Origin of the sequence: uncultured Altererythrobacter sp. (assembly GCF_913057185.1) — a bacterium.
Classification (GTDB): domain Bacteria; phylum Pseudomonadota; class Alphaproteobacteria; order Sphingomonadales; family Sphingomonadaceae; genus Erythrobacter; species Erythrobacter rubellus.
Genome location: NZ_CAJXNK010000001.1, coordinates 190,920 through 208,887 on the forward strand (window position 1 = coordinate 190,920; position 17,968 = coordinate 208,887).

At 59.8% G+C, this 17,968-nt stretch carries 12 protein-coding genes; 1 reads left to right on the forward strand and 11 read right to left on the reverse strand.

Annotated elements, in window-relative coordinates:
- Positions 1-35: 35 nt before the first annotated feature.
- From QZ487_RS00975 to QZ487_RS01010, 8 genes are all read right to left on the reverse strand, one after another.
- On the reverse strand, positions 36-1,226 hold the full coding sequence (locus QZ487_RS00975) for a serine hydrolase (RefSeq protein WP_296022944.1): 1,191 nt from the start codon (positions 1,224-1,226) through the stop codon (positions 36-38).
- A gap of 10 nt (positions 1,227-1,236) precedes the next feature.
- A complete protein-coding gene (locus QZ487_RS00980; protein ID WP_285975941.1) occupies positions 1,237-2,190 on the reverse strand; it encodes a sulfite exporter TauE/SafE family protein in 954 nt (317 codons plus the stop codon).
- Entirely contained in the window at positions 2,166-4,793 is a 2,628-nt protein-coding gene (metH, locus tag QZ487_RS00985) for a methionine synthase (protein WP_296022945.1), read from the reverse strand. Before metH ends, QZ487_RS00980 begins: the two co-directional genes overlap by 25 nt.
- Entirely contained in the window at positions 4,793-5,842 is a 1,050-nt protein-coding gene (locus tag QZ487_RS00990) for a homocysteine S-methyltransferase family protein (RefSeq protein ID WP_296024089.1), read from the reverse strand. The genes metH and QZ487_RS00990 overlap by 1 nt, the downstream gene beginning before the upstream one ends.
- Positions 5,842-6,768: a methylenetetrahydrofolate reductase [NAD(P)H] gene (gene metF / locus QZ487_RS00995; RefSeq protein ID WP_285975943.1), complete on the reverse strand. Its 927-nt coding sequence runs from the start codon at positions 6,766-6,768 to the stop codon at positions 5,842-5,844. Before metF ends, QZ487_RS00990 begins: the two co-directional genes overlap by 1 nt.
- Positions 6,765-7,754 carry a metalloregulator ArsR/SmtB family transcription factor gene (locus QZ487_RS01000; protein WP_296024090.1) on the reverse strand — a complete coding sequence of 330 codons (990 nt, stop codon included), beginning with the start codon at positions 7,752-7,754 and terminating at the stop codon, positions 6,765-6,767. The genes metF and QZ487_RS01000 overlap by 4 nt, the downstream gene beginning before the upstream one ends.
- A 90-nt stretch (positions 7,755-7,844) precedes the next feature.
- Complete coding sequence (gene ald / locus QZ487_RS01005) at positions 7,845-8,930, reverse strand: alanine dehydrogenase (protein WP_296022947.1); 1,086 nt, start codon at positions 8,928-8,930, stop codon at positions 7,845-7,847.
- 104 nt (positions 8,931-9,034) lie between these two features.
- Complete coding sequence (locus QZ487_RS01010) at positions 9,035-12,223, reverse strand: amidohydrolase family protein (protein ID WP_296024091.1); 3,189 nt, start codon at positions 12,221-12,223, stop codon at positions 9,035-9,037.
- Between the two features lie 191 nt (positions 12,224-12,414).
- Between QZ487_RS01010 and QZ487_RS01015 the strand changes: the two genes are divergently transcribed.
- Positions 12,415-13,722 (forward strand): APC family permease, encoded by a 1,308-nt coding sequence (locus QZ487_RS01015; RefSeq protein ID WP_296022948.1) that lies wholly within the window; start codon positions 12,415-12,417, stop codon positions 13,720-13,722.
- A 3-nt stretch (positions 13,723-13,725) separates the two neighbouring features.
- On the opposite strand, the gene QZ487_RS01020 is transcribed toward QZ487_RS01015, so the two are convergent.
- Genes QZ487_RS01020 through QZ487_RS01030 form a run of 3 tightly spaced genes read right to left on the reverse strand, consistent with a single transcriptional unit; the run spans position 13,726 to position 17,806 of the window.
- A complete protein-coding gene (locus tag QZ487_RS01020) occupies positions 13,726-15,012 on the reverse strand; it encodes an acyl-CoA dehydrogenase (RefSeq protein ID WP_285975947.1) in 1,287 nt (428 codons plus the stop codon).
- A gap of 3 nt (positions 15,013-15,015) precedes the next feature.
- Positions 15,016-16,362, reverse strand: a complete 1,347-nt coding sequence (locus QZ487_RS01025) for a phosphotransferase (protein ID WP_285975948.1) — start codon at positions 16,360-16,362, stop codon at positions 15,016-15,018.
- A 16-nt stretch (positions 16,363-16,378) separates the two neighbouring features.
- A complete protein-coding gene (locus tag QZ487_RS01030) occupies positions 16,379-17,806 on the reverse strand; it encodes an aldehyde dehydrogenase family protein (protein WP_296022949.1) in 1,428 nt (475 codons plus the stop codon).
- Positions 17,807-17,968: the final 162 nt, after the last annotated feature.

A 17,968-nucleotide genomic window follows, 5' to 3' on the forward strand; every position in this document is an offset into this window, starting at 1 on the left:
AGCGTCAATCGCACAATTGTGCGGTGCAGCGTTTTTCACCGGCCAGCTTCAATCAGCTCTTGCGCTTTGGCCATCAGCTCGATTTCGCGGGGGTCGAACCCGCCTTCATCCTCGGCCGACTGGCGCGGGGGAACGGCAGTGGTGAAATAGGCAAAGCCTTTGTTGGTAGCCCGCGAATACCACAGTCCGGATCGCAACCCATAAGCTTCGCCGGCATGACCAATGCGTGCAAGTCCATCGCTGAATAGCCTGTCCTGACACTCTACGTCCGACAACTCAATCTGGTGCATTGCAAGGCCGTATTCGCAAAAAAATTCCTGTCTCACTGGAGCATTGAAAACAATGTGCATGGCGATCTCATGCTGCGCCGATTCCGAGAGAAATTCCGAGTTGAGTGGCAGAAAGGCCTGCCCAATCTTCGCCAGGTCCATCATCCCGATCCGAACTCCGCCTTGCGGCGAGAAGATCGAGCCATTGGTACCTGGCACGTAATTGTCGAGACTGCATTTCACGCCCTCCGCCACCGGGATCGTACAATTGGGCGGCAGGTCGGCCGCATCATCGCGCGCGACTTCGCCGGTGTCGCGATAAAGCACGACGGCTCGCGCGATTTGCTCTTCGCTGCATCCGATCCAGTTAAGGCAAGCCTCGACCTCCAACGGGGCGAAGATCGTGCGCTCCATGATATGATCAAAGCGTTCGCCTGTCGCCGCTTCGAGCACTGTTGCCACCACTGGCGAGCCGAGATTGGCATATTCGAACGGCGCTTCGCCGGGTGGCGCGTCGGCGTACCAAGCCTTGGGATCGCTCAGCTTTGCCTGCAGGCTCTCTCCCAGCGGAATCACATAGCCTGCATTGTCACGCAGGCCGGAGCGGTGGCTCAGCAATTGGGCAAGCGTGACCTTGGCATCGGGGAAATTTGGAGAGCGTAGGTGCCATCCCAAATAGTCCGAGACGTCCGCGTTCAGATCGACCTTGCCCTCGTCGACCAGCCGCAATGTCGCCAACGCCATGATCAGTTTGGAAATGCTGGCGATCCGCACCGGATCATTCGCTTCGACCGCGCGACCTGTCTCGCGATCCACCTCGCCTTCGACGATGAGCGGACGGATGCTGTCGCGGTCAAAGGCGACAACCACAGTGGCTGGTGCTGGCGGAAGAGCTTCTTGAGCGCTGGCACAAGTTGCCAGTGCGACAAGCGGAGTTGCGAGGATTTTCCTGAACATGGTCAGTCCCTTACCAATTCGGCCAGAGCAGATATAGTGCTGACCCGACGATCCAGATTGCGCCTAAGGTCTTCAGCTTGCGGGGGCCCAGCCACAGCGCAATTGGCCGCGCGAGGAAGGCGCCAAACATCGCGCCCGGTGCGGCGAGCAGTACGACTTCCCATTGGACAGTGCCCGCATCGACATGCCAAATAAGACCTGCCGCGACGCTGATTGCAGAGATCACACAGGCCGTGCCGACGCTTAGCAGAATGGGGTAGTGGCGCAGGAAAAGGTAGAACGCCACCAGCTCGCCTATGCCGACCGAGAACAGCGCAGTTATCGCGCCGCCAGGGATCGAGATCAGCGCAAGCATCGCGATATCGACGGGCTCTAACCGGGTGCGCTCTGGGATGTCGCGATTAAATGTCCACGTCGCGATCAGGAGCGCGACCCCCAGCACGATCGAGAAGCTCTTGTAGCCCAGCAAAACCGCTTGCCCGTCGAATGAAAACAGGCGCTGCGTAGCGAGCAGAGCGGGGACAGACAGGAGCAGAACAAGTCCACATACGAGCCAGTAATCGCGCATGCGGGTTTGAGCTTCTAGATCGGAGGGAGGCTTCTGGTGATAGAGGCGGTCGGTCCAGCGAAGCGCGCCCACGCTCATCCCGAATGCCTGAATGCCCATCGAGACCGCTGTGACTCGCAAAGGATCGAGATCCATTGCGCCCAGATCGCGCATCGCGTTGAATACAGGGACGAACACTACCCCGCCGCCTGTCCCGCTGGCATTGGCGATGATTGCGCCCACCACCCCGACACCCGGCAGGAACCACAGCTGTGTTAGGAGCGCTGGGTTGGTCTCAACCAGCAACCAGACCAGCACATATAACGCTGCCAGCAATGTGCCGCCGACAATCGCCAGCCGCGAACTGTGCGCCAGCGTTGGCTGGACAGTATTTAATCGAGGTTCGGGCGTAGCCATCGTTCGGCTGTCGCCATATCGACCCCGCTCCGCTTCGCATAGTCCTCCAACTGATCGCGACCGATCCGCGCGACCCCGAAATACTCGGCTTCGGGGTGGCCAAAGTAGAAGCCGCTTACCGCCGCAGTCGGATACATGGCGAAGTTTTCCGTCAGCGTCAGGCCGACATTTTTCTCTGCATCAAGCAGTTCGAACAGAATCGGCTTCAAAGAGTGATCCGGACACGCCGGATACCCCGGCGCCGGGCGAATGCCGCGATATTGTTCCTTGATCAATGCCTCATTGCCAAGCTGCTCATCCGGTGCATAGCCCCACAAATCGGTGCGAGTGTGCTTATGCAGCCGCTCGGCAAAGGCTTCTGCAAAACGGTCTGCCAAAGCCTTCAGCAGTATATCCGAATAATCGTCCTTGTCGGCAAGGAAGCGCTGCGAATGCGGCTCGATCCCGTGAATGCCAACCGCAAAGCCGCCAATCCAGTCGCCCGCCGGATCGATAAAGTCTGCCAGGCACATGTTCGCCCGGTCACGGCTCTTCTTCACTTGCTGGCGCAGGAAAGGCAGCACGACATGCTCTTCACGGTTGACCAGGTGGATCGTAACGTCGTCACCATCCCTTGCGCAGGGCCAGAATCCTGCAACGCCGCGCGCGATCAGCCATTTCTCAGCCACGATCTTGTCGAGCATGGCATCCGCATCGGCCTTTAGTTGTCGCGCGGTCTCGCCCACCACATCATCGTCGAGGATGGCAGGATAATTGCCATGCAATTCCCATGCGCGAAAGAACGGCGTCCAGTCGATATACTCGCGCAGATCCGCCAGGTCCCAATCGTCGAAAACATGTACGCCCGGCTGCAGTGGGGGCGCTGGCTTATCGCTCAAATAGGCATCGTAATAATTCGCGCGCGCCTCCTCCAGACTCAGCAGAACACTGGGCGTTTTGCCGGCGCGCGCATCGCGCACCCTGGTGTATTCTTTCGCGGTTTCATCAACGAATTCATCGCGCTGCGTGTCGGACAGCAGCTTTGATGCCACGCCCACCGCGCGGCTCGCGTCGAGCACGTGGATGACCGGGCCCGGATAGGCTGGATCAATCCGCAGCGCGGTATGCACCTTGCTGGTGGTCGCACCGCCGATCAGAAGCGGCATGGTGAACTCGCTACGGCTCATCTCTTCCGCAACTGTCACCATTTCATCAAGCGAAGGCGTGATCAGGCCCGACAGACCGATCATATCAGCCTTGTTGTCATTGGCCGATTTCAGAATGTCTTGCCATGGCACCATCACGCCAAGATCAATCACGTCATAGCCATTGCACTGCAATACCACGCCGACGATGTTCTTGCCGATATCGTGAACGTCGCCCTTTACCGTCGCCATCACGATCTTGCCCTTGGCCTTGCGTTCCTCCTCGGGCAGCAAATCCTTCTCCGCCTCGATAAAGGGGATGAGATGCGCGACCGCTTTCTTCATCACGCGGGCTGATTTGACCACCTGCGGCAGGAACATCTTGCCGCTGCCGAACAGGTCACCGACGACATTCATTCCGTCCATCAGCGGGCCTTCGATCACTTCGATCGGGCGGCCACCATTGGCCGCTAGCGCGGCGCGCGCTTCCTCGGTGTCGTCGACGACATGAGCATCAATGCCCTTGACCAGCGCATGCTCAAGCCGCCTCTCGACCGCCCAACCGCGCCATTCTTCTGCCGCCTTTTCATCGGCGACAGACTTGCCCTTGTAGCTCTCCGCAAGGTCGATCAACCGCTCGGTTGCGTCCGGCCTGCGCATCAGGGTCACGTCTTCGCATGCCTCGCGCAGTTCCGCGTCGATATCATCATAGATATCGAGCTGGCCCGCATTGACGATCGCCATGTCGAGCCCGGCGGGGATCGCGTGATAAAGGAAGACCGAATGCATCGCGCGGCGCACAGTCTCATTGCCACGGAAGCTGAACGACAGGTTCGATAGCCCGCCAGACGTCTTCGCATGTGGGCAATTGGCCTTGATTTCCTGCACAGCTTCAATGAAATCGAGGCCGTAGCGGTCATGCTCCTCAATGCCCGTTGCGACCGCGAAGATATTCGGGTCAAAGATGATATCTTCCGGCGGAAAACCTATCCCGGTCAACAGTTTATAGGCACGCGAGCAAATCTCGACCTTGCGATCCTTGGTATCGGCCTGCCCCGTTTCGTCGAAGGCCATCACAACCGCCGCGGCACCATATGCCATGCACAACCGTGCATGTTTGAGAAATTCCTCCTCGCCTTCCTTCATCGAAATCGAGTTGACGATCGGCTTGCCTGACACGCATTTGAGGCCCGCCTCGATCACTTCCCATTTGGAACTGTCGACCATGACCGGCACCCGCGCGATATCCGGTTCGGCAGAGATCAACTTGAGGAAAGTTGTCATGGCGAGGGTCGCGTCGAGCAGGCCTTCGTCCATGTTAACGTCGATCACCTGCGCGCCGTTCTCCACCTGCTGGCGCGCCACCTCCACGGCGGAGGTGTAATCGCCCGCCATGATCAGCTTCTTGAACCGGGCAGAGCCGGTCACATTGGTGCGTTCGCCGATATTGACGAAACGGGCGGTTGTGATTTCAGTCATCAGGCAGCAATCGTAAAAGGTTCAAGGCCGGCAAGGCGCATTTCGGACTTAAGCTTAGGCACTTCGCGCGGGGCCAGCCCTTCAACCGCCTTCGCCATGGCGCCGATATGTTGAGGCGTATTCCCGCAACAACCGCCAAGAATGTTGACCTGGCCGCTGTCGGCCCATTGGCGAACGAGGCTGGCGGTTGTGTCAGGAAGCTCGTCATATTCGCCCAGCTCATTAGGCAAGCCCGCATTGGGATAAGCCATCAGAAGCGTATCTGCGATGCCGGACAATAGCTTCACATGCGGGCGCAACTGTTCAGCGCCGAAGCTGCAATTGAGGCCAATTGTCACAGGCTTTGCGTGCCGCACCGCATACCAGAATGCCTCTACCGTGTGCCCCGACAGGTTGCGTCCGGACAGGTCTGTCAGCGTGAGCGAAATCATCAGCGGTATGTCTTCGCCGCGCTCTGCCTCCAGCTCTTTCACCGCCATGATCGCGGCTTTGCAGTTGAGCGTGTCGAAAACCGTCTCAATCAGGATAAAGTCCGCGCCACCTTCGATCAGTGCAGCGGCCTGTTCACGGTAGACGTCCTTCACTTCGTCAAAGGTGACTTCGCGAAAGCCCGGGTCTTCGACATTGGGCGAGAGCGACAGGGTCTTGTTGGTCGGCCCCATTGCGCCGCACACAAAGCGTGGCTTGCCGTCCTTTGCCGTCGCCTCATCACAGGTTTCGCGGATGATCCTTGCGGCAGAGATATTGATCTCGCGAACTAGGCCTTCCGCGCCATAGTCCGCCTGGCTGATGCGATTGGCGTTGAATGTATTCGTCGCGAGCACGGTTGCACCAGAAGCGGTATACTGATCACAGATCGAACGAATCACTTGCGGCTGTGTCAGGTTCACAAGGTCATTATTGCCCTTCTGGTCCTGCGTCAGTCCGGTGTTGCCTGCGTATTTTTCTGCCGTGAGCTTCGCGTTCTGGATCGCCGTGCCATAGGGGCCATCCTTGATCAGGATGCTTTCCGCCGCAGCTGTCTGCAACTTCTCGCGCGCGCTGGCCATCATGAACCGCCTTTAGGGCGCATGCCCAGCATGTGGCAGATCGCATAGCTTAGCTCTGCCCGGTTCAATGTGTAGAAATGGAACTGGCGCACGCCACCCGCATAAAGCCGGCGGCACAGTTCAGCGGCGATGGTTGCGCTCACCAGCTGGCGCGCTTCGGGCCGGTCATCCAGCCCTTCGAAAAGTCCCTCCATCCAATGCGGGATCTCGGTGCCGCAAAGGCCACTCATCCGCTGGACAGCGGCAAAGCTGATTACGGGCATGATGCCGGGCACGATTTCGCCATTGATGCCAGCAGCAGCTGCCTTGTCACGAAATTCGAAGAAACAGCGCGTGTTGAAGAAGAACTGCGTGATCGCGCGGGTCGCACCTGCATCAAACTTGGCCTTCAGGTTGTCAAGGTCGCTTTGCGCATCGGGGCTGTCCGGGTGAACTTCGGGGTAAGCCGCTACCGAAATCTCGAAATCGGCCACTTCCTTCAGACCTGCGATCAGTTCCACTGCATTGGCATAGCCGCCAGGATGCGGGGTATAATGTCCGCCACCCTCGGGCGAATCGCCGCGTAGCGCGACGATATGGCGGATACCGCTCTCCCAATAATGGCGTGCGACTTCGTTGACCTCTTCCTTGGTCGCGGCGACGCAAGTGAGGTGCGCAGCAGCCGGAATGCCTGCTTCGTTCTGAATTCGTACGACTTGCTCATGCGTGCGGGTGCGGGTCGACCCGCCTGCGCCATAAGTGACCGACGCGAACCGCGGACCAAGCGGCTTCAGCGTTTCAACACTCTGCCATAGCGTTTCGCCCATCTTCTCCGTCTTGGGCGGAAAGAATTCGAACGACACTTCGATATCGCCTGGCAACCCTTTGAACAGCGGGCTGTCGAGCGCGGTGCGCGCTTCGTGCATTTGATCGAGCGTCGGGCTCATGCCAGAGATTCCTTCGTTTTCGATTGGCCTGCCGGCGCGCCTTTGCGCTCACCAATCCAGATTTTGACAACCAGTTCCCCGCCTTCAAGCGCCACCGGCGGCTTTGCTGTGTAGCCCGCATCGCGAAGCATCTGCCTGAGCTGGCCATCTGCAAAGCCAAGCCGCGCGTGGGCATGTCGGGTGCGCAGTTCTTCGCGGCTGTGCGCAGCAAAGTCGACAATCGCGATCCGTCCGCCGGGACGCGTGACCCGCGCGGCCTCCTGCAACACAAGCTCCGGCTCTTGCGCGAAATGCAGCACTTGATGCAGCAATACCGTGTCAAACTGCGCTTCGCCGAACGGCAAGTCAGTGAAGTCCCCTTGAACCAGCTCGATCTTGTCTGTCGGCAAATGCTGCAGCTTTGCGCGTGCCAGCTTGAGCATCTCCAGACTCTTGTCGAGGGCCACCACACGCGATGCGTGATCGGCAAGCAGTTCGGCAACCCGGCCGGTCCCCGTCCCGATATCGAGCAGGTCACCCACCGGCGCATCGCCTAACGCTGTCGCAAGCGCTTGCTCCACTTGCTTGTCCGGGCTATGCAATTGGCGAAGCTCGTCCCATTCACCGGCGTGCCGTTTGAAGTAAGCCTGCGCTGCGTCTTCGCGGGCAGAGCGGATCGCGGAGAGCTTGCGACGATCATCGAGGCATTGACGCGCAAATACCGGATCTTCCCGCTCGGCTGTTTCAAGCAGCCCGATGATAGCGCGCGTCAGCGGCGCATGCTCACCCGAGGTGCTTAGCGCATGCAGGAATACCCAGCTGCCTTCACGCCGACGCTCAGCCAAACCTGCATCGTACAAAATGCCGACGTGGCGCGAGACGCGCGGCTGGCTCTGCTGGAGCACTTGCGCCAGCTCACCAACCGCCAGCTCCATCGCGGCGAGCAAGCGCATGATGCGCAGCCGCGTAGGGTCCGCCAGCGCCTTTATGATGGTTTCGGTCTGCATCGAAACCATGGATATAAAGATTCTTTTATATCTGTAAATAGAGTCCAGCTAGCAGCTGCCCAAGCAGCGCTTGCCGCCCTGCCCACATAGTCAACTGAAACCGAGGCTTTCTGCCACTGCCTCGTTCACGATCCGTCCGCCGTGCACATTCAGGCCCGGCTTGAGATGCGGATCTGCGTCACACGCCGCAATACCCTTGTTTGCGAGCGCAAGGCCAAAAGGCAAAGTCGCGTTGTTGAGCGCATAGCTGGACGTATGCGGCACCGCGCCTGGCATATTTGCCACGCAATAGTGGATGATGTCATCAACCAGATAGGTCGGGTCTTCGTGCGTGGTCGGCTTCGAAGTTTCGAAGCAGCCACCCTGATCGATTGCTACATCGATCAACACGGCGCGATGCTGCATCAGGCCAAGCATGTCGCGAGTCACCAGCTTCGGTGCGCTTGCACCGGGGATCAGCACAGCGCCCACAACTACGTCTGCGTCGGTGATCGCGTTCTCGATTGTGCCGGCGTTGGAATAGCGTGTTGTGACGCGGCCCTGGAACATATCGTCAAGCTCGCGAATGCGCGGTAGCGAGCGGTCGAGAATCTCGACATTCGCACCGAGCCCCGCCGCCATGCGCGCGGCTTGCGTTCCAACAACACCGCCGCCGATCACAACAACCTTTGCTGGAAGCACGCCCGGCACGCCGCCCATCAGGATACCGCGCCCGCCATTGACCTTGTGGCTCGCCTGCGCACTCGCTTCGATCGAGAGTCGCCCGGCGACTTCGCTCATCGGCGCGAGCAGCGGCAAGCCGCCGTCACGATCGGTCACGGTTTCATATGCGACCGCTGAAACGCCACTTTCCATCAGCCCTTTGGCTTGCTCCGGATCGGGCGCAAGATGCAGATAGGTGAACAGGATCTGGCCTTCGCGCAGTTGCACCCACTCGTTCGGTTGCGGTTCCTTGACCTTCACCACCATCTCTGCGCGCGCGAATATTTCTTCCGCCGTATCGACAATTTCGGCCCCGATGGCGCGATAGTCATCGTCGGTCTTGGTGATGCCCAGCCCCGCACCGCTTTCGACGATGACCGAGTGACCGCACACGATGTACTCTCGCGCAGCTTCCGGCGTCAGACCGACGCGGTATTCGTGGTTCTTGATTTCCTTAGGGACACCGACGAGCATGGGGGAACCTCTCAAACAGACTCGGATGACGTTGGAGGAACGTCATATAGCACAGGCAAGAAAGTTACAAAGGAAACTAATTTTGTTTTGTGGCGGGAGCGTCTTCACTCCCACCAGTATTTCCGTCGCTCGATATTCCCCGTCTCGACCTCTTTCATCGTCGCTGCATCATACAGCCGCCCGCCGAGCATCACCTGGTCGATCTTGTCCGAATTGGCGATGTCCTCGCTGGGATCGGCACTCAGCACCACCAGATCCGCCAGCTTGCCTGCTTCGATTGAGCCGATGTCATCGGCCATGCCCAGCGAATGCGCCGGCTCGATCGTGCCGGCCCGCAAGGCCTCAACCGCGGTCATTCCGCCGCGGGCAAAGCTCCATAGTTCCCAATGAGCCGCGATCCCGGCCTGCTGACCATGCGCACCGATGCTTACCCGCACACCGCGCTTTGCCAGCTTGGCTGCTTCACGCGCGGCATCATCATCAACAAAGGCCCAGTCGGGCGCCTTGGTCCGGCGCGCAGTTGCTGCCAGCAATTGCTTGGGCGGAGTGTGCACCATCAGCGGATTGGCAAACACATCTGTCGCCTGTCGCCAATAGGGATCGCCTGCCAGACCGCCATAGGTCACGCCTAGCGTAGGAGTGTAGTTTGACTGTGACTGGCCAAAGAACTGCAGCACATCTTCGTAGAAAAACTCGCCCGGCACATTGTGTTCGACGGTCGAGTTGCCGTCCGCCACAAGGTTCATATCCATGCCGAACAGCGAACCGCCTTCGGCCACCACCAGCATGCCTTCTTCTGCCGCGGCGCGCGCCACCATCTGGCGCTGCTCGCGGCGTGGCTGGTTGTAGTTCTTCACTGAAATGCCGCCTTGCGCCTTGATCCGGCGAACATGGGCCAGCGCGTCATCATAGGTATCAATCCGGGCGAAGAAGCCAGGGGCCTTTGCGCCATAGATCACTTCGCCGGTCGAGAAGATGCGCGGAGCCGTAATCAGGCCCGCCTGCTGGCGCTCTGCCGCGGCGAAGACCATGCTGGCGCTGGAGGATGGGTTGTGGATCGTAGTGACCCCCATCGCCAGATCCTGAAGCAAGGTCCAGTTCTGCTGCGGGATCAGATCGCCCGTGCCATAGGGACCGTGCGCATGCGCATCGACGAGGCCGGGCATGATCACCTTGCCCGTCACATCGACCACTGTCGCGCCATCCGGAATCGCGGTTTCTCCAGCCGGGCCAACCGCGCGGATCCGGTCACCGCTGATGACAATCGTGGCGTTATCGATCGCACCTACGCCATCGCCGGCCATAGTGAGAACACGAGCACCGGTAAGCGCCACGGTACCGCTCGGCTTGGCGGCATCAACTGTCAGGGCGAGCGAGACACCGATCTCTGGCGGCGTGAAGCCTTCGCTATCGTCCTCTTCCCCCTTGGGCGCGTTGGGGAACAGGTCTGCCACTTGCGCGGTCTTGAGCATTGGACCGATGGACCAGTTGATCATCGCGCCATCGCGTGACCAGCCGATGTAGTCTGCACCGCCTTCGCTGACCTTGGTAACCGGGACAAAGCCGCCCTTTTCGCTGACGCTGACGGGCTTACCACCCGGCATCAGCGGCATGGCGAAGACTTCGTAGTTCTGGCGAAATGCTACAGTCTGCCCGTCGGGCGATACGCGAAATTCACTGGCCAGATCGCCCTCGGCATGGGTGCGCTCGTCCTCACCATCAAGATCCATCGAGACGAGCGACAGCTTGTCACCGCCAAAGCGGGTGACGAACAACCGGTCACTGGAATCGCCGAATTGCGGATCAGACCCGCTGCGGGTGACCAGTGTTGGCGTGCCGCCGCTGGCGCTGACCACATAAATGCCGGGGTTTTCCGAATATTCGGGTGCCGTCAAATAGCCGCCGCTGCGCTTCTCAAACGCAATGGTGCGTCCATCGCGGCTGAAGCGCGGCACGGCATAGTGGCCTGGCTGGCTTGTGATCACGCGCGGGTTACGGCCATTGGCCTCCGCGACCACAATCTCGCCCAGCCCTTCATCGCTCCAGCGGACATAGGCAAGCTTGCTGCCATCGCGGCTATAAGCAGGCCATAACTCAAGCTTGTCACCGCTCTCGCCGGTTAATCGGGTGGGGTAATCGCGCCCGCGGAAGCTCTTGGTGTAGAGTTTGCCCAGGCTTTCGAAGACCACACGGCCGCCGTCAGGGCTGATCGTGGCAAAACGCGGCATAGTGGTGGCGAACCGGTCTGGAGAAACTTCGATCGCGGGATGCGGCGCATCGGCTATGCCGCGCGTATCATTGATCGCGAAAGGGATCACCGCAGCGCCGCTGCCGTCTGCATTGACCCGGCGGATCTTGCCGCCAGCCCAGAATACAATGGAATTGCCGTCCGGTGTCCAGTCCATGTTCGGATAGACTCCCGTCACCGCCCAGGTTTCCTGCATGTCCATGTCCAGCTCGCCATAGATCATGCGTTCTTCGCCGCTGGCGATGTTCTTGACCCATAGCTGGCTCTTATCCTTGTCGCGCCGGACAAAGGCGATTTCCTTGCCGTCGGGCGAAGGTGCCGGGCGCACCGCGCCGCCATAACCATCGACCGCTGTGGTCACTTCGCCTGTCGCAATATCATAGCGCTCAATGGCAAAGATGCCGCTGTTCGAATCCTGCGCGTAGATGAAGGTGTTCCCTGGCGTGGTGTTGCGCGTGTAGTAGATCGCGCTGCCATCAGGCGCGTAGATCGGCTCGCCCAATTCCTTCTGCAACGCTTCGCTGGCACGCTTGACCAATTGCACACCGCCGCCACCAGAGACGTGGTACATCCAGATCTCGCCCGTGCCGAGCGAGCGTCCGGTTGTGAAGTGCTTCTTCGCGACGATGAACTTTCCGTCCGGCGACCATGTCGGCTGGTTGAGCAGGCGGAAGTCTTCTTTCGTCACCTGGCGCTTGTCCGAGCCATCGGCATTCATCACCCAGATATTGTCTGCGCCCCCACGGTCAGACGTGAAGGCGATGCGGCTGCCATCGGGTGAGAAGCGCGGGTGCACTTCCCACGCCATACCTTCGGAAATCCGCGTCGGGGTGCCGCCTGATATCGGCATGGTGTAAATGTCACCCAGCAGCGTGAAAGCGATGGTGCTGCCATCGGGCGAGAGATCGACATCCATCCATGTGCCTTCGTCCGTCTGGATCGCTACCCGCTGGATCGTCGCTCCCTTGGGCGCTTCGATATCCCATTTCCCGTCATCACCACCAGCTTCGGCATCGTCCTGCGCGGTCAGCGGGCTGGCAATCATCGCGGCTCCGGCGAGCAGCGCGGCGGCAAGAGTGCGGGTCGTGGTGGTGTGATGGCGCATTGAAGGGTCCCCTGTTGAATTGCACGCGACATTAGCAAGGCGGGTCAATTATGCTAGCGCTGGTATACCAAGCACTTGATTGACTCGGCGAATGTTCCTGTCACTTTGCGCGCCAAGGGGAAGTTGACAGCATGACAATGACTTTGGGGGTGACACCGCCGCGCGCCATTAGCCTTGGCGGAGCAGTGCTGATCAATGTAAACGCCGCGATTGGTGCAGGGATATTCGCCCTTCCCGCGCTGTTATATGCCGGTGCGGGCAATTTTGCCCCGCTCGCGATTATGGGCTTTGCATTCGCTTACGCCTGTCTTGCCGGGGTCTTTGCCAAGCTTTCGACCATGTTCGAACAGTCTGGCGGGCCGCAGCTCTATGCAGAGCATGTGTTCGGGCGCTTTGCCGGCTTTCAGGTCGGATGGTTTGTGGTCTGTGCGAATTTCGCTGGCCGGGCAGCCAATTTCCACGTGCTGGTTGCCTACCTCGCAGCGCTTTTCCCGGTCTTTGGTGGCGATGTAGCCCGGCTGGTAACTGTCATTGCCCTGATCGCGCTAGCCACATTTATCTCTGTCATCGGAACGTGCCGAGCGATTGGCGCGATGTGGGTGGGGACAGCACTCAAGCTTGCGCCCATCTTGCTGCTGGCAGGTTATGGCCTCATTGCCAACGGTTTGCCGGGAGCAGTTGCCCTGCCTGACTTCAGCGAGGGGGAGTCGGTGATCTTGCTGATCGCTTACGCCTTCTCCGGCGTAGGTGTGGCGATGATCTCTGCCGGTGAAACCAAGGCGCCGACCACCACGATCTACCGCTCGATCTTCCTCAGCCTCGGCTTTGTTACGGCACTCTACGTGCTGATCCAATTGGCCTACAGCGTGACCGTGATCGAGCAGGACAATCCCGATGTGCCGCTGGCGGCGATGGGCGAGGCCTTGTTGGGCCAGACGGGCGTGACCATGATCAGCCTGGCGGCGATATTCTCAATCGCGACCAACCAACTGGCGGGCTTCGTGGTGATCCCGCGCATCCTGTTCGGCATGGGACGGCGCGGGCTATTGCCGCCGGTTTTCGCGCATGTTTCGTCGCGCTTCCAAACGCCGTCCGTGGCAATCACTTTCTTCGGCGCAGTGGTGGCGCTGCTTGCCGCGTCGGGCACATTCGCCAGACTTGCGACGATGCTGGTTGCGGCAGAGCAGATTTTTATCGCCGCATGCATTCTCGCGCTCATCATATTGTGGCGGCGCGGCGAAGGGCGCGTAGCGCAGACGATGGGGCCGCGCTGGCTCGCGATCATCGGTATGGCAATTGTGCTGACGATCTGGCTGACCTCGCAAGTGCCGATCAACGCCGCACTGTCGACCGGGCTTCTGGCGGGCGTGGGAACGCTGCTCTATTTCCTCGCAGGGGCCAATACACGCGAAGGCGAGGCAACGCGTTTTGTGGGTTAGCTCCTAACCGAACTGGCCGCGTTTCGGGCCCAGATAGCCGAACAAATACGCCGCGACCTTGCGCATCTGGATTTCCTCTGCGCCTTCGGTGATGCGATAGCGACGGTGGTGGCGATAAATATGCTCGAACGGCTTATGCCGCGAATAACCGATCCCGCCATGCACCTGCATCGCGCGGTCCGCCGCCTGGCACACCAGCCGGTTCGCCCAGTAATTGCACATCGAAACCTTGTCAGAGATCGTCTTCTCGATCTCCTCATGCGGCATATTGTCCATTTCCCACGCGGTCTTGTAGATCAGCAGGCGCAACATTTCGCATTGCGTCGCAAGCTCTACAAGCGGGAACTGGATCGCCTGATTCTTCGCCAGCTCCTCCCCGAACGGCTTGCGCTGGCGCGCATACTTGACGCTTTCATTGACGCAGAATTGCGCCGCACCAAGCGAGCTTGCCGCCTGCCGGATGCGGTTCTGGTGGACGAAGCTCTGCGCCAGCGACAGCCCGCGCCCTTCGACGCCCAGCATCGCACCTTCAGGCACCCACACGTTGTTCACTGAAAGGCGCGGGTGATCGGTGGGCATGTTGAAGGTCCACATCCACTCTTCGATCTCCAGCCCTTCGGTCGGGTTGGGCACGAGCAGACAGGTGATCCCGCTGGCATCGCCATCTTCGCCACTGGTGCGGCAGAACATCGCGCAATGGGTGGCCACATGCATGCCGGTGATCCACATCTTATCGCCATTGATGAGCCAGCCGTCGACCCCGTCGCGCGTTTCGCGCACCGCGCGAGTTTCCATATGCGTCGCGTCAGAGCCGTGGTCAGGTTCGGTGAGGCCAAAGGCAACGCGGCGCGTACCTTCGAACCCGCCCAGGATGAATTCCTGTTTCTGTTCCTCTGTCCCCCACTGTTCGAACATTTCGACGAAGGGGAAATTTCCGACAATGCTGTGCTCGTTCTGCAGATCGTTGTGCAGCCCCAGTCCGCGCTGCGCAAACCGATCACGGATCACTGCCATCCAGAGGTTGCTGCCATCCTTGCCGCCATATTTCTTCGGCGCGGTGAAGCGCCAATGCCCCGCCTTGTCCGCGCGTTTTTTCGCTTCCCACAGTAACTCTTCCCATTCTTCACGCGGCAAGCCGCCCGCCTCGAAATCGGTGCGCGCATATTCGCGCCGGTGGTCGAAGAAGCGGATATTGTCATCCTGCTGTTCAAGCGGAGTGATCTCATCCGCGATGAATTTCTCTAACTGGGCGTAGTAGTCTTCGAGCCCCTGCGGGATGGTGAAATCCATTTCCTATTCCTCTCCGGTCCATTTTTTTCGAGCGACAGCGAGTGCGGCGTATTTGGGAACGTCTGCCGAAACCTTCTCTAGCGCGGCTTCCTTCATTTCGCGCAGCAGGCCGGGACTGGCGAGTGTCTCCGCACCATCCAGTATCGCTTGCGCCAGGTCAGGCTCTGTTACACGCGGCGCAATATCGTCTTCCCGCGTGATCATGCCTAGCGCATTGCGCGCAACCGCCAGCTGGAAGCGGTTGTGTCCTTGCATGAGCGGCTTGAGGGTTTCGAGCCATTCGGAAACCGCAGCGGCAATCTCTCCGTTTGTTGCTTCACCGTGGTTTTCATCAGGCTCGATCAGTGGTTCCGCTGGCAGTGCCCGCTCTTCTTCGGGCGCATCCTTCTCCAGCAGCATCAGCAGGTCCAATTCCTGCTCGCTGGTACGGCGCGAGATCACCACGCGCTCGAGCATCCGGTCCGATCCATCGCGCCACACCTTCGCGCATTTGAGGCAACCCATCGCCCACCACACCGTGCGGTGGATCAGCCAGTAACGGAAACGCTCGCGATCAACTGTGCGGCCTGATTCCGCCTCATACGCGGCGAAATAATCCTCCAGCGAGCCCAGCCCCAGCGCGGGCCGGTCATATCGCGCAAAGCGCCACACCGCCATGCAACCGAACGCCAGGTCTTCGTGCGGGTCGCCGAAATGCGCCAACTCCCAGTCGAGCACGCCCGTTAGATGCCCGTCTGCGGCGAGCACATTACCCATGCGATAATCGCCATGATTGAGCACTGGCGCGCAAGGATCGGGGCAATTGTCCTCCATCCATTTGAGGCCGAGCGCGATGATCGGGCGATCGCCGCCTGCTTCCTCAAACTGCGCGCGCAAGTCCGCAATTGCCGCGCGATAGTCCATCACCGGCACATCTCTGGGCAAGTCTTCGCGCTTGAGCAAATGGATGCGGGCAAGATCGCGCGCGGCCTCGCGCAGGATCGTGTCCGCGCCCTCCATCGCGAGGATTTCCCTCGGGTTCGGCGTTCCGGGCAGCGCGCGCATGATGAAGCCGCTTCCGATACCGTCATCGGGCTCAAGCACGGTCAGCACTTCCGGCGCGGTAACCCCAGCCTTGCGCGCGGATTCGATGATTGCGGCCTCGGTCGCATGACCGAACGGGCGACCTTCCATAAAGGCGAGGCTAGGTGCGCGGCGCAGCACGAAGCCGTCTCCGCCACTGGAAAACCGCCAGCTTTCCATCGTCGCGCCGCCGGTGAGCCGCGTCAGGCCTTCAGGTACAGAAAGGCCAACCCGCGCACATGCACGGGCCAGCCCTTCATTCAGTTCTTCTGCAGTAACGTCACCCACAGATCAGGCCCAAAGATCAAGCCACGACGGCGTCTTTCTTGACCGTGATAACCTGCGGATAGGTGAACTCTTTCAAGCCCTCCTGCCCGTATTCCGCGCCAAAGCCCGATTGCTTGTGTCCGCCGAACGGCGCGAAGGGCGAGAGGTGCAGATATTCGTTGATCCAAACTATGCCGGTCTCGAGCTGCTCTGCGATCTCGACACCCTTTTCAGGGTTGCCGGTCCACACAGCGCCGGCAAGGCCATATTCGGAATTGTTGGCACGCGCGATCACCTCTTCCTCGGAAGAGAATTTCATCAGCGGCATAACCGGCCCGAACTGTTCCTCTGCAACGATCCGCGCATCTTCCGGCGGATTGTCCATGATCGTGATCGGCACGTAGTAGCCTGTGCCCGATGGATCGGCATCACCGCCAATCAGGAAGTTATAGCCATTATCCTTGGCGTCCTGGATCAGCTCGAGCACACGCTCATACTGCTTCTTGTTCTGGATCGGGCCGACACCGGTACCTTGCTGCGCGCCATCGCCCACAACCACGGTCTTGGCATATTCGACCAGCGCGGCGGCCAGTTCATCATAGATATCCTCGTGGATATAGATGCGCTTTGCGGCAACGCAGATCTGGCCTGCGTTGGAGAAGCTGGACCAGAACAATTGCTCCGCCACCTTCTTCGGATCGGCATCAGGCAGGACGATTGACGCGTCATTACCGCCCAGTTCCAGCGTGATGCGCTTCAGATCTTTCGACGCGCCCTCCATGATCTTCTTGCCGGTCGCGGTCGAGCCGGTGAAGGTGATCTTGTCAATATCAGGATGCGATGTAATCAACGGGCCAAGCGAATCTTCGCCAGTGATAATGTTGACCACGCCAGCAGGAACCACGTCCTTGATCAGCTCTGCCAGACGCAGCGTGGTGAGCGGCGTGAACGGCGAAGGCTTGAGCACAATGGTGCAACCAGACAGCATTGCCGGCGCGATTTTCTGCATCGCCATCATGACCGGGAAATTCCACGGCACAATGCCGCCGACCACGCCCACGGGGACGCGGCGCGTGCGGCTGAGGCGCTGATCGGAATCTTCGTTGATCACATCGTCCAGCTGAAGCGTAGCCTGGCTGCCAGCCATATAGGCCGCGCCCATGATCTCGCCCTTGGCTTGCTCATGCGGCTTGCCCTGCTCAGCGGTAAGCAAACGGTAGAGCTCTTCGTGATTTTCCTGGATGACTTTCGCCACGGCCTGAATCGTCGCGCGGCGCTCTTCTATCGGGGTCTTGGACCAGGTCTTGAATGCTGCGCGCGCTGCCGCGACTGCTTGGTCCAGCTCGGCCGCACCGCAAGATGGCACCTGACCGATCACTTCTTCCGTCGCGGGATTGACGACGTCGCACCATTCGCCAGTGTCGATCGTCTGTCCGTTGATCAGGTTTTTATATTGGGTCGCCATGATAGGCCTCTCTCCAGTCTGATTTGAAAACTCTCGAGCCGCCAAGATGGGGCGCAACGGTCCCAAGGGCAATCGAATTCTGCGAGAATATAGAACGAGAGTTGGCGTCGCGCGCCTATCGATTGCGCTATGCAACTGAATGTCGCAGAGAAGCTATCACAC